Source organism: Chlorogloeopsis sp. ULAP01 (genome assembly GCF_030381805.1).
Lineage (GTDB): Bacteria > Cyanobacteriota > Cyanobacteriia > Cyanobacteriales > Nostocaceae > Chlorogloeopsis.
On sequence record NZ_JAUDRH010000014.1, the window covers coordinates 107577 to 120043 of the forward strand.

A 12467-nucleotide genomic window follows, 5' to 3' on the forward strand; every position below is an offset into this window, starting at 1 on the left:
ACTCCTCGTCAGTGATGAGAAATGTGGTGTTATTGGTGTTTCATGATGATGTATTCAGAGATGTTGACATTAACCACAGCAGACACAGAAAAGATATAGAAATTGGCTTATGATGTGGGTTTTAGGTTTGGCTGTAGTTTGAGCAACCTCTCACCTGCTGCTTGTAGTGTTTCAGGTTGTTTGCTAAAGCAAAAGCGGATGAATGAATGCCCTTTCTCTGATTGGCTGAAAAAGCTGGAACCGGGAACTACAGCAACACCAATTTCCTTAATTAAATAGTTAGTGAATTCAATATCAGTTTTGTAGCCAAATTTAGAAATATCGGCAAAGACGTAGTAAGCCCCTTTGGGAACAAAATAGGGAATACCAACCCGATCCAAAATTTGTAAAATGCTGTCTCTTTTGAGATGATAAAGTCTAGCTAGTTCTTCATAATAGGATGGTGGTAGTTGCATGGCAGCGACTCCGGCTCTTTGTAAGGGTGCGGGCGCACCAACGGTTAGGAAGTCGTGGACTTTTCTAATAGCTCCTGTCAATTCGGGTTTTGCCAAAATGTAGCCAACTCGCCATCCAGTAACACTATATGTTTTGGAAAGACCATTGATGGTAATGGTACGTTCTTCCATCCCAGGAAGGGTGGCTAGGGCAATATGTTGAGTACCATCATAAAGAATGTGTTCGTAAATTTCATCTGTAAATGCTAAAACATCCCACTTCTGACAAAGTTCGGCAACAAGGGTAAGTTCTTCACGGGTAAAGACTTTGCCTGTGGGATTGTGTGGGGTATTGATAATGATAGCTTTGGTATTGGCATTGAAAGCTTGACGCAACTGGGCTTGATCAAATGTCCAGTCAGGAGGATGCAGTGTGACATAGCGGGGTGTAGCACCAGCTAGAATTGCATCGGGGCCATAATTTTCATAATATGGTTCAAATACAATCACTTCATCACCTGGATCGATGGTTGCTAGCATGACAGCAGCCATTGCTTCTGTAGAGCCACAGGTAACAGTGATTTGTGTTTCTGGGTTAATGTTTAAACCTAAATACCAACGAACTTTGTTAGCGATCGCTTCTCGAAATGGGCGATCGCCCCAAGTAATTGCATATTGATTAACATCCGCCTCAATTGCCTCATAGGCTGCTTGTTTCAACTCCTGCGGACAGGGAAAATCGGGAAAGCCTTGAGCTAAATTCACTGCACCATATTGCGCTGCCACCCGTGTCATTTCTCGAATCACAGATTCTTTGAACTGCTTTGCCTTCGCTGATATTTTTTGGCGCTGAATCTCTCTCATCTGCCTTCTCCGTGTATTGTTACGTGGAAATCGTTCAAATACATCATTTTTATAGACTTACCGTAGTATACTCAATTCCCACAATTAGAAGAAATGATTAGCATGATTAGTTTGGGTATTCGCCAAATCGAGTCCGCTCTCTCATGCCTCAGCGCTTACCACTACCAATTTGGTATTGATTAACAATATAAGGAAAATATAAATATCAGTAATTACATTGGTAAAACGTATAATTATTTATTAAATACACTAAGTTTATAGACAAAGCGTATATTATAATAAAAGCAAAAAATAATTGCATAAACTAGCAAAATCAGAAGCAAACAAACAATATTTTCTGATGTTTGGCAGATTTTGCTATGCAAGTCTAAATAGCTGCTCAATTCTTGCGAAGCAAGCATTTACCATCTGGATAAAAAGACAAAAGGAGTCGATGTGATCAACAGTATACGGATTAACGAAAATTTAACGACTACAGGACAAGTCATAGCACAACAACTTGAGCAAGCTAGTCAAGAAGGTTTTAAGTCAGTTTTGAATTTGCGATCGCCTGATGAACTAGGATTCTTCCGAGATGAGCAACAGGTAGCTAAATCATTCGGACTAAATTACGTCAATGTACCTCTAAAGCTTGAAGATTTGAGCGAAGAGTTAATTACTAAAATTCTCAAGACATTAGAAGAACTTCCTAAACCAGCTGTGGTGCATTGTGCAGCAGCTATGCGCTCCACAGGAATTGCATTATTAAGTATTGCCACAAAAGAAGGATTGACACCAGAACAAACCCTAGCAAAAGCTCGGAATTTAGGCTTTAGTTTTTTTGAACATACTGGTATTAGTCCGCAACTAAAAACATTGTTTGTAGACTATATAAATAAACACGCTAAGGTAGCTTAATTACTCAAATACAACTGATGAGTGGGACACACAACAGTAGAGACACGATGAATCGCGTCTCTACTCGGTGAAATTGGTATCAAAAAAATTCCTATTGCCCAGCCAAACAAATCGCAACCTCGTATCCTTTGGCGGTGGGAGAATCAATCAAGTCCAATTGCGTACCACAATAATCTTAAACTTACCAGGTTGAGGATAAAATCAGTCACTTGTTCAGATATTCCAGGTGGAAGTCCCCGTGTAGCATCGTAAATATTAGATACACGATCAAATGAAATTGTTGAAGTCATATTTTTCCCCTTTGTGAATAGTTAATTGGTAAATAATGAGTTTCCAGCCTCTATTCCTTAGCCACGTACAAAAAAGTAGATAGTCATACTAAAAGCAACAACTATGACAAATCTGCGAATTAAATGAGGTTCAAGTTTACGCGCATAGTTGGCAGTTAAATAACCACCCAAAGAGCCACCTACTGCCATCAAAATTGCCTGCTGCCAAGCAATTACATCTGCAAAAATAAACGGAATAATAGCAATGCCATTAATACAACTGCCTAAAAAGGTTTTAAAGGCATTCATTGTATGAATACTTTTAATGCCTAAGAATGATAAAGTTGCCAGCATTAAAATTCCTAAACCTGCGCCAAAAAAACCACCATAAATTGCGATCGCTAGTTGTGCCAAAACTAAATTCAATAAAGGTACCGAATCAGATGTTGCTTTCTGACTTTGAATTTGTAACCATCTTTTGAAAGAATTGCTAAAAGTAAATACAAGGGTTGCCAATAATAATAAATATGGAATCAGTCTTCTAAATATATCTGGCGAAGTATACAACAAAGCTACAGAGCCTATAAAACCACCCATGAGACTAATACCACACAATAGCAAGAAAACTTGGCGTTGAATACCCAAATCTTTACGGTAGGCTCCTGCACTAGCTAAAGCAGCTACCCAAATAGCTGTATTGTTTGTTGCATTCGCGATGACAGGCGGAACACCTATAAAAATCAGTGCAGGAAAAGTGAGGAAACTGCCACCACCTGCTACAGCATTAAGTCCACCCGCTAAGAAAGCAGTGCTGAATAAAAGTAAACTATGGAAAATTGTTACAGGGTGTGAATCAATCATGTTCACCAGATGAAAAATATTTGGGTGAGGCTAAGGAAAAAATAACGAAAGATGAGTGTGATTATGGATTGAATGTATAAATAAAGTTGGCAACGGTTTCACGTTCAATCCAGCCTTGTTTACGATAAAATTCCCGTTGATAGGATTCTCGCTCTTTGTGGTTCAGCAACATGAGTACTGAACATTCTCGGATTTTTGCTTCTAAGATGACAGTTGCTAAAAGACTTTTACCAATACCCATCTGATTGTTTTGCTTTTCTAATTTTTGCATTTAACATGAGTCTCTAGTCTCAGTTCATAGCCATCAATAAGTAATCTGGCAATTTCATCTGGAGTATGGACAATCAAATCAGCACCGTTTTTCTTTAACTCTTCCTCAGTTCCGTAACCGTAGGTGACACCCATTGCAGTAATGCTATTGCGTTTAGCTCCGATTATGTCGTGCGAGCGATCGCCTACCATCACCACAGCTGCAGGAGAAAGCTGTTCTGTTACTAAGATGTGATGAATCAACTCAGATTTTACACTCCGGCTTCCGTCAAGTTCACTACCGTAAACACCATCGAAAAATGACGACAAGCCAAAATGTTCAACGATCCGAGTGGCATAAATATGTGGTTTAGAAGTCGCAACAAAGATTCTATAACCAGCAAAACAAATAGCATCTAAAGTTTCTAAAATCTGAGGATAAAGAGAGTTTTCAAATAATCCTATCGTGGCAAAGCGACTGCGATAAAGTGAAATTGCCTGTGCCAAAACTGTGTCATCTGAAGTATTCAATAGCAGCGAAAAACTATCTTTAATTGGAGGGCCAATACACCAATGTAATTCATCAGCATCAGGTGATTTTTGACCAAGTTCAGATAGAGCAAACCGAATACAGCGAGTAATACCAAGCTTGGGATCTGTCAAAGTTCCATCTAAATCAAAAAGGATAGCAGAAGCAGACATATGTCATAATTTTTAATTCATACTTTAGAAGACTTTTATAAATTACTACGCCTACGTATAAAGCCTTCTCCACTCAGCAGCGCGATACCTAATGTGACAATACCAATTCCCAAGCTTTGAATCACGTTTAAAGTTTCGCTAATTGTTGCCCATGCAACTAGCGCCGTCAATGCTGGACTGCTAGAACCGATAATTGACGCAGTAGTTGCACCAATCATCCGAATTCCCAGATTATTCAAAGTGTGTCCAATAAAACTGACTACTCCCGAAAAAATACTACCAATCCACAGAGGTGTCCAATCAAGTTGAGTACTGGGAAACGGCCAAAACAATAAGCACACACCGGAAAGCAATAGAGTAGAGGCAAAACTAATCCAGGTGAAGGGAACTGGATGAAATTTTTCCAAACATTTTTGGGCAATGATGTTATAGAAGGCATAAACAATCCCAGCACCAACGCTAGCAAAAATGCCAATCATAATTTCATTAGTGCCGAAGATAGCAGAAGATTGGGGAATAGTTAAAACACCACCCACCAGAATAATCCCCATCACCAGCCAACGGAAAAGCGTAGGGCGATCGCCAAAAAATCTCCAAGCAAGTAGCGCCGTAAAAACGGGATAGGTAAAGAATAGAGTCATAGCAATTCCAGTAGGAATTAAGCCAATCGCAATGTAGAGTGAGGCAATATATACAAACATCAGCACTCCACAACCCAATGCTTGGATCAAAACATCAGTGCGTTTGCGGCTGAACAACTCTCGAAATTCTTTTAGGGCAGATGGATATAGCTTGAATGTTAGAGATGCCATCAGTGGAACCACAAACAGCATTCGCATAAACATCAGCAAGAATGAATTCTGCAAATCTGGTTTAACGTATCCACCAAGTAAAAATAAACCCAGTACGAGATGTTCTGAAAATAAAACTCGCACAGTAACGTTATGAAATGCCAAGACAAAGGAGGACAGAAGAACCGTCAGAATACCCAACTCGCCACAAAGGTTTCTTGAGACCTGAAAATATTGCTTTGCACTCTATATTGTAAAAACTCAGCGTACCTTTGCGCTTACTCAGCGTGCCTTTGCGTTTAAAAAATTTCGATTTTCACCGTAAAAAACAAACGTCCGCAACTCAATACTCTCCCGTGGAGGCGCATCTAGCGGACTAGTTGGATCGTCAAACGCAGTATGGGCTGCAAAACGTGCGTATCCTGTTGCAGAATCGAAACACTTAATCAATAGTGCCTCCTCTCTGTGCATTTGCGGAAAGTAAAACCATTGATGTTCTGAATTATACGTGACTGCGTATGTCTCGCCGATGCGATCGCGGTACACGAGATCGCCAGCCACAAGATCCTTTGACGCAATACTTTGTGCATCACACACTGCTAATGGCGACTCTTGGATTGGTTTAGCGATCGCTCGCCAAACATTAACTATGGCAAAGCGCTGTTGCAATAGTGTATCAATTTCAGCATCATCTATTCCTCGCGCTGCTAATTCCAAACGGGCGCGAGTATAGCCAGATTTGGCAGTGAAGTCATTGTGTACGCGCCTGACAGGTTCTTTAATACTATTCTCACCTGGCTTTGACTGACTGGCATTACGGAGAGTGTGATCGAATATCACTACCTTCGTTGCACCTGTCACCTCTTGTAATAATTGCTCGGCTTCTGGGTAGTAGACGCGGCGTAATTCCTCTTCATCGTAGAAGTCGCGGACACTGGTACGATGTCGAGTAAACGCAAAACCTTCCCTATCTAACAAGATGTTCTCTGAGATAGAACGAGCATTGTAAATTGGCAACTTGTACGTCTGATAAGTTCCATTGCTGCGAGGAATCCCTGCGGGTGGTTCGTAGGTGTAGTTAACAGGTTTTTCTGCCATTGGGATCAGGTAAGTGAGGTTAGCCTCCACATATGGCAGTTCTTGGGAAATAGATTTTTCTAGAACTTGGTTGTTTAAGCTCATAGTTCATTCCTTTTGAGATTTTGGTTACTTATTCAGTCAACACTCAAGAGTTAATGAATCCTCACTCCCATCACCACATTCCTGTGTCTTATTTTTGTGCTGTACCAACAGAAACAGGTTCACCAAGAATTTTGGCGAATCTTTGCAAATAGAAGTCCACAGGATTTGCTACTGCTCGAATTGAGGAGCGATCGCGCACTAGATTCCACCATGTCTGCAAACGAGACGTTTCTGTTGGTAGTGTGAATTTGCGGAAGTGTTCTAGTAGTGGTAAACGTTCAAACCAGGGATAGAAGCTGATATCAACAAGGCTAAACCGCTCTCCCAACCAGTAATCACCTTTGCCTAATCCTTCCTGTTCAAGATATAGAAGTGCTTCTGTGAACTCTTTTCGCCCCTGTTCCTGCTCTTGGCTATCTTTTCCACGCAGAAATTTGTTAAACGCAGGTACAAAGCGAGTATTAGCGTAGTCGATCCAGATGCGAGCGATCGCTTTTTTGGCGGGATCGGGGGGTAATAACGGTGGTTCAGGAAAAACCTCATCTAGATATTCATTGATGATGGCAGATTCGTAGATTGCAACATCCCCATGTTTGATAGCTGGAACTTTGCCATAACGCGAAATCTGGGTGTATCCATCTGGTTTGTTCTGTAAATCAATTTCTATGGGGGTGAAGTCAATGCCTTTTTCCAGTAAGACTACACGAGTGCGTTGAGAGAAGGTAGAGGCTTTGGCAAAGTAAAGTTGTATGTTACTCATGAAATCCTTTCTTTGTAGTTATCGTGAATGCAGACTACTTGAAATTGCACAACTCAAACCAGAGTAATACGACAGAAACGAGATGTGTTGATTGTGCAGTTAAATAATTTGACTAGCAGGTGTCTGCGTCTTTTTGGATGATATATTACAGTTTATCGGTCGGTTTAAAGTGATTTAAATATTATACAGTTTTTCTAAAAATTATGTATACCTAATTATTAGCGTAACTAAATAAGTATCTAAACATAATCAGGCTAATCAAAAAGAGGTTGCGTTTGAACCAAGAATTTATCGCAGCAAAGAACAAATGTTTTCAATAGGTTAAGAAAAGATTATTAATAAGTTTATTTTTGATTAAAAAAATGAAATATATAAACAAGCTTCCATCATTACCAAAGCCAATAACTTCAGGAGCAGGCTTGCAAAACCCAGAGCTTATTCAAGTAGGAGATAGAGTTCAGATTTTATATCCCACCTATGTAGCGGGAAAATATGGGATAGTTTGTGGTCGAGAGTCAAACTCAAATAATCAAGCAAACCAACGATGGTTGATTCAAGTAGAGGATGTGGATTCGTCTAATATTTTAGTATCGTTAATTTTGGGTGAGTTTATCTTGATTAAATCAGAATGAATTGAAAATCCAAAGTTAATTATTTGCCACTTGCTTTGTCCCTAACTGAATTAGCTTCACCATCTGGGGCAATTGTTGCATGAACAGCACCGAACCCACGATACAAACTACACCACCTAAAATCAGTGTATTAGGAGCTTTCAAATAATACGCCAGAGTTCCTGCTAGCAAGTTACCAAAAGGAGCCATACCCATAAAACACATAGCATAAAAGCTCATCACCCTACCTCGTTTGCCATCCTCCACAATAAATTGCAGCACTGTATTACTAGCAGCTACCTGAAGAGTAGAACTCCAACCAACCAGAACCAAAGCTAACTGAGAAATCAAGAAGACTTGCGAGATAGAGAAAAAGATGAAACCAATTCCCATAATGGCTGGAGAAAAAGCGATGAGTCTTTCTAAACCCACTACACGATGGCGAAAGCTCAGGTAAACACAAGCAAACACCGATCCCATTGCTGCTGCGGCAGTTAAAAAGCCTAAGGTTTCCGAGCCTCCGTGCAGAACTTCTACTGCAAAAATGGGGAGAAGTGTTGTATAAGACATACTGACTAAACTAGCTACTGCTAGTAATAGCAGGATAGAACGCACAGGTAGGAAGTGATAGGCATACTGGAAGCCTTCTTTTAACTTTTGCCAGGTATTACTTTTCTGTACTTCTACGGTACGTGGTGTAATTTTTAACGCAGAAATTGCCCAAATAGCCACAATATAACTCAGGCTATCGTAAACAAAGCAGAATCCTGCGCCAAAATGAGCAATCAAAATACCACCAATTGCAGGGCCAAACAAACGCGCACTATTCAGGAAAGCCGCATTCAGAGCGATCGCATTTCCCATCAGTTCACGACTAACCATATCACTAACAAATGCGTGACGTACAGGTACATCTAACCCCTTCAGCAAACCCAACAATGTACTCAGAAGCAGCAATGTCCAAAAATTTGCCCAACCCAAAAATGTAATGACTGTCAGAGTTACAGATATAGAAATGCCCACAATCTGAAGTAACAGCAACAAGCGATGACGATTGTAGCGATCGGCTAAAATACCTGAAATTGGAGCTAGCGCAAATACTGGCAGTTGTCCAAAAAACCCTGCTAATCCCAACAGTAAAGCCGAATCAGTCAATTGATAAATCAACCACAGAATTGCTACTTGGGTCATGAAGTTGCCTGTCATAGACAAACCTTGTCCAGCAAAGTAGAGGCGATAATTACGCGATCTAAAAGCAGGTAGATCTAGATTAAGCTGGAATGCCAATTGCTTTAGTAACTTCATAGAGGCGTATACAATCTAGTAATTGCAAGGTTTAGAGTATGGGTTAAGCTCATCTAGTCCTGTCAAGGCGAGTAATAAATCTCTTAATGAATTCTCTGTGTTCTTTGTGCCTCTGTAGTTAAAAAAATTTTAGGGATTCGAGATTTGCCAATCTTTGATATCAAAATCTGACTTCAACAATTTCTGATCGGCTAAAAACTGCTTTGTCGAATTCAGTAGTTTCAATCCTTGCGGTGTAAAAGGCTCAGTCGGATAAAGGTCTAGTGGATAAGATTCCTTAACGATCGCCAATGGCACATTCCCACTTGCCTGAGCCGCAAACTGATAAAATTCCTCTGGATTTGCTTTGATATCCTGTAATGCTTGTTGTCTAATCTGGTTCCACTTTTGCGGCAACTGTGGATAACGAGAAAGGAGATTTTCCGTTACGACACTTACCCCTGTCCCCACCAATCCCTGATGATCTTTAGCTTGATCGATGACTGGAAATCCTTGAGCAACTAACATTGGCCCAGTTCCCATCGCAAATGGATAGGCTGCAATATCCCCCCGCTCAAGTGCTGCTTTGGCATCGGCAGATGGAATTTGCACTACATTTACATTTTTAGTCAGTCCCTTGTTGTCTAACAGACCCATCAGATATCGATGTGGATAAGTGCCTTTCGCAACTCCTATCTTCGTACCTTTGAGTTGTGCTACTGAGCGCGGGCCATTTTTCTTGGTCACTAACCAGGCATTTTGACCAACCCGCGTTTGATTAATCAATCGAGTTGGAAGCCCTACTGCTCTACCTACTAGAGCTGGAGTATCTCCATACAAACCAATATCTAATTGATCGCTGACTAGAGCTTCATTTAGAGACGGGCCTCCTACAAAGGGAAAAAACTTTACTTCAGTTATGCCCAAGCTTTTGAGTGCTGGAGTTAATGTCCCCTTTTTCAGCGCCCAACCCTCAGGCCTTATTGGCAACTTGCTTTCAGAACTGATGAAGCCGACTCGTAGAACCCGTGTTTTCGCCTCTGCTGGATTTGCTTTAGTATTTGATGAGGCTACTGCTGAGTTATTTGACTGGCTATGTTGGGAAGTACAACTGGTGAGGGTAAATAAAAGTGCAACAGTTGTGACTGAAGCTAAAAGACGATTCAGAAAACCGCGCTCAAGTGCGTAGGTACTCATAAGACTGAATATAGAGACAGTGGGTGACGAGTATTTACCCGATTTCTTGAAGAAGTCGGGGAACTGAACACTTTTAAACTTGACGCACTACTAGGAAATTTCTCAATTACGAATTAGTCTGCTGTGTTCCCCAAGGAAGAATCCTGCCTTGAGCATCTGTAGTCAGGTTGCTGCTACTTTGCATAACTGGATAGTAGTAAGCAGACTTCTCATTTTTAGCGGCTGGTGTGCGTCCTTTTCCCCAGCCTACGTTTTTCCGATAGCTGCCAAGCAAGCCAGCTGCTACCAAAGTATCTTCATCCACTGGAACCGATCGCTCGGCGTTGGGATCGACATACAATGCATCTACGGGGCAGTAAAGTTCGCACATATAACAAGTTTGACAATCACTCTGGCGGGCAATTTTGGGCGCACGTCCCGGTACTGCATCGAAAACATTGGTAGGACAGGCAGTGACACAAAGATTACATTTAATGCAGCGAGATTCACTGACTAATTCAATCACAGTGCTACTAACTCCCTATTCACTAGTTCTTGTTCAAACTTTGCCCAGACTGTATCTAGTCCACCGCTAATTAACCGATATTGTTGGTTAAAATCTTGATGGGGATAGTCCTGGTGTTTGTGCATTCCACGAGTTTCTTTTCTTGCTTGTGCTGAAGTATACATCCAACGTGCAGTAGCAACCATTGCAGCAGCTTCTCTTGCTGGTAATGCTTGGCTATCTGCTGGGGCAGCACTATGGCGGATTTCTCGCCACAAACTATGCAGCCGTTCTAGGGAATCTTTCAAGCCGCGTTCGGTACGAAAGAGGTTGCGATTGTAGGGTAATACTTCTGCTTGCACAGCGCGGATAACTTCCTGGGGGTTAAAAGTATGGCTACTTTCAGAACTAACGGCTGCCTGTCCAACTGAATGCACCTGTCTTTGGTTTGCTTTTGCTCCCAATTGACAAGCATATTCAGCTGCTGCTTGCCCTGCCCAATAGCCAGAAGACATTGCCCAAGCAGCATTGTAACTACCGCCACCTGTAAAGCCTCCACAGATTAATTCCCGTGTGGCTGCATCGCCAGCTGCATAAAGTCCGGGTACTGAGGTAGCACAAGAATTATCCACAATCCGAATCCCGCCAGTACCCCGTACTGTGCCTTCCAAACGTAGAGTGACTGGAAAACGTTGGGTGAAGGGGTCAATTCCACTCCGGTCAAAAGGTAGGAAGAAATTATGCTGGATAGTTCGCATCCAAGCCCTGACTTCTTCTGGGGTTTCGTGTAAACTACAGTACACTGGTTGAGTTAGTAATGTCTTGGCAATTACAGAGCGTCCCCGTTGAGAACCAGCGCCTTCAATTACTGTGCCATCTTCGTAGGTAAATGTTGCCCAGCGATAGAAAGCTCCCTTAGTGACAGAAGCAAAGGCAGGGGTGAGGGCATAGGCATTGGAAAATTCCATCCCTGACATTTGCGCCCCAACTTCTGCTGCCATTAAATAACCATCTCCAGTTAGGACATTGCAACCTAGAGCTTTACTCAAGAAAGCACAACCACCAGTGGCAATTACAACTGCTCCGGCTCGTACTGTCCAGCGTCCACCTGCTTGACGACGTATTCCCTTCGCTCCAGCTACTGCTCCTTCCTGATCCATCAGTAATTCCAAGGCAGGGCTATGATCCAGAATTTGCACTCCGGCTCTGTTGACTTGCTTACGCATCAAGCGCATATATTCTGCCCCTTGCTGAAGCGAACGGTAGTAAGGTTTTCCCTGTTGATCCCAAGGAAAAGGATAACCCCAGCTACCTAACTGATGCAGATTTGCATGAGCTCGATCCAAAACTCTCTCCATCCACGATCGCTCAGATAAAAACCCTCCCAGAGCTTCCCGACTCGCCATCGCAGTTTCCCGTTGCTCAGGGTTAGCTACATACCACACACTGGTTCCACCTGATGCAGTTGCTCCACTAGAACCACAGTAGCCTTTGTCAACTAAAACAACTCGGACTCCCTGAACCGCCGCATTATAAGCTGCCCAAGCACCCGCCGGGCCACCACCAATAACTAAGACATCAGCCTCTATATTTAGATCGGAGACAGTAGCAGATGTTTGCTCAGACACTAATTGACTGGTGCTCACTAGCTCTCACCCCTCTATTTAACCTAGCAATACCTATTAAAAACACAGGCATGACTAAGAAAAGCCAGCTGTGCATTGCCTTTGAAAAACTTGAATGAATTGTTTTTACAGTTTTTACAGTATTTACAACAAAGCTTAAAATACTACTTATCTACCGATTTATCGGTGATTTGTTTAGCAGTATTACACGACCCCAGATAAAATTCAAGCCTTTCAGCAATAAAATTAATGTATAA

Annotated in this window: 14 protein-coding genes; 2 read left to right on the plus strand and 12 right to left on the minus strand. The window is 41.8% G+C overall.

Annotated features, from left to right (window positions below; genetic code table 11):
- Positions 1–107: 107 nt before the first annotated feature.
- Entirely contained in the window at positions 108–1298 is a 1191-nt protein-coding gene (locus tag QUB80_RS25185) for a pyridoxal phosphate-dependent aminotransferase (RefSeq protein ID WP_289792221.1), read from the minus strand.
- A 435-nt stretch (positions 1299–1733) separates the two neighbouring features.
- On the opposite strand from QUB80_RS25185, the gene QUB80_RS25190 reads away from it, so the two are divergent.
- A complete protein-coding gene (locus QUB80_RS25190; protein ID WP_289792222.1) occupies positions 1734–2195 on the plus strand; it encodes a protein tyrosine phosphatase family protein in 462 nt (153 codons plus the stop codon).
- A gap of 143 nt (positions 2196–2338) precedes the next feature.
- Here QUB80_RS25190 and QUB80_RS25195 read toward each other — a convergent pair whose 3' ends face one another.
- The 7 genes from QUB80_RS25195 to QUB80_RS25225 all read right to left on the minus strand — a co-directional run bounded on the left by QUB80_RS25195 (position 2339) and on the right by QUB80_RS25225 (position 7009).
- The gene (locus QUB80_RS25195) at positions 2339–2485 is read right to left on the minus strand and encodes a hypothetical protein (protein WP_289792223.1); all 147 of its coding nucleotides are present in this window, start codon (positions 2483–2485) and stop codon (positions 2339–2341) included.
- 57 nt (positions 2486–2542) lie between these two features.
- Positions 2543–3325, minus strand: coding sequence for a sulfite exporter TauE/SafE family protein (locus QUB80_RS25200; RefSeq protein ID WP_289792224.1), 783 nt, complete (start codon positions 3323–3325; stop codon positions 2543–2545).
- 61 nt (positions 3326–3386) lie between these two features.
- Positions 3387–3596 carry an N-acetyltransferase gene (locus QUB80_RS25205; protein ID WP_289792225.1) on the minus strand — a complete coding sequence of 70 codons (210 nt, stop codon included), beginning with the start codon at positions 3594–3596 and terminating at the stop codon, positions 3387–3389.
- Positions 3584–4276, minus strand: coding sequence for an HAD family hydrolase (locus tag QUB80_RS25210; RefSeq protein WP_289792226.1), 693 nt, complete (start codon positions 4274–4276; stop codon positions 3584–3586). The genes QUB80_RS25205 and QUB80_RS25210 overlap by 13 nt, the downstream gene beginning before the upstream one ends.
- A 35-nt stretch (positions 4277–4311) precedes the next feature.
- Positions 4312–5268: a DMT family transporter gene (locus tag QUB80_RS25215; protein WP_289792227.1), complete on the minus strand. Its 957-nt coding sequence runs from the start codon at positions 5266–5268 to the stop codon at positions 4312–4314.
- A gap of 81 nt (positions 5269–5349) precedes the next feature.
- Positions 5350–6249, minus strand: coding sequence for a CmcJ/NvfI family oxidoreductase (locus QUB80_RS25220; protein WP_289792228.1), 900 nt, complete (start codon positions 6247–6249; stop codon positions 5350–5352).
- A gap of 88 nt (positions 6250–6337) precedes the next feature.
- The gene (locus tag QUB80_RS25225) at positions 6338–7009 is read right to left on the minus strand and encodes a glutathione S-transferase family protein (RefSeq protein WP_289792229.1); all 672 of its coding nucleotides are present in this window, start codon (positions 7007–7009) and stop codon (positions 6338–6340) included.
- Positions 7010–7371: 362 nt separating this feature from the next.
- Between QUB80_RS25225 and QUB80_RS25230 the strand changes: the two genes are divergently transcribed.
- Positions 7372–7641: a hypothetical protein gene (locus QUB80_RS25230; protein WP_336622344.1), complete on the plus strand. Its 270-nt coding sequence runs from the start codon at positions 7372–7374 to the stop codon at positions 7639–7641.
- Positions 7642–7656: 15 nt separating this feature from the next.
- On the opposite strand, the gene QUB80_RS25235 is transcribed toward QUB80_RS25230, so the two are convergent.
- The 4 genes from QUB80_RS25235 to QUB80_RS25250 all read right to left on the minus strand — a co-directional run bounded on the left by QUB80_RS25235 (position 7657) and on the right by QUB80_RS25250 (position 12231).
- Positions 7657–8925 (minus strand): MFS transporter, encoded by a 1269-nt coding sequence (locus tag QUB80_RS25235; protein WP_289792230.1) that lies wholly within the window; start codon positions 8923–8925, stop codon positions 7657–7659.
- Positions 8926–9054: 129 nt separating this feature from the next.
- Complete coding sequence (locus tag QUB80_RS25240) at positions 9055–10101, minus strand: ABC transporter substrate-binding protein (protein ID WP_289792231.1); 1047 nt, start codon at positions 10099–10101, stop codon at positions 9055–9057.
- Positions 10102–10207: 106 nt separating this feature from the next.
- Positions 10208–10606, minus strand: coding sequence for a 4Fe-4S dicluster domain-containing protein (locus tag QUB80_RS25245; protein ID WP_289792232.1), 399 nt, complete (start codon positions 10604–10606; stop codon positions 10208–10210).
- Positions 10603–12231 carry an FAD-dependent oxidoreductase gene (locus QUB80_RS25250; RefSeq protein WP_289792233.1) on the minus strand — a complete coding sequence of 543 codons (1629 nt, stop codon included), beginning with the start codon at positions 12229–12231 and terminating at the stop codon, positions 10603–10605. The genes QUB80_RS25245 and QUB80_RS25250 overlap by 4 nt, the downstream gene beginning before the upstream one ends.
- Positions 12232–12467 lie beyond the last annotated feature (236 nt).

Coding starts and splice junctions, on each gene's coding strand:
- QUB80_RS25185 (WP_289792221.1), bottom strand. CDS start 1,298: ATGAGAGAGATTCAGCGCCAAAAAATATCAGCGAAGGCAAAGCAGTTC.
- QUB80_RS25195 (WP_289792223.1), bottom strand. CDS start 2,485: ATGACTTCAACAATTTCATTTGATCGTGTATCTAATATTTACGATGCT.
- QUB80_RS25200 (WP_289792224.1), bottom strand. CDS start 3,325: ATGATTGATTCACACCCTGTAACAATTTTCCATAGTTTACTTTTATTC.
- QUB80_RS25205 (WP_289792225.1), bottom strand. CDS start 3,596: ATGCAAAAATTAGAAAAGCAAAACAATCAGATGGGTATTGGTAAAAGT.
- QUB80_RS25210 (WP_289792226.1), bottom strand. CDS start 4,276: ATGTCTGCTTCTGCTATCCTTTTTGATTTAGATGGAACTTTGACAGAT.
- QUB80_RS25220 (WP_289792228.1), bottom strand. CDS start 6,249: ATGAGCTTAAACAACCAAGTTCTAGAAAAATCTATTTCCCAAGAACTG.
- QUB80_RS25225 (WP_289792229.1), bottom strand. CDS start 7,009: ATGAGTAACATACAACTTTACTTTGCCAAAGCCTCTACCTTCTCTCAA.
- QUB80_RS25230 (WP_336622344.1), top strand. CDS start 7,372: ATGAAATATATAAACAAGCTTCCATCATTACCAAAGCCAATAACTTCA.
- QUB80_RS25235 (WP_289792230.1), bottom strand. CDS start 8,925: ATGAAGTTACTAAAGCAATTGGCATTCCAGCTTAATCTAGATCTACCT.
- QUB80_RS25240 (WP_289792231.1), bottom strand. CDS start 10,101: ATGAGTACCTACGCACTTGAGCGCGGTTTTCTGAATCGTCTTTTAGCT.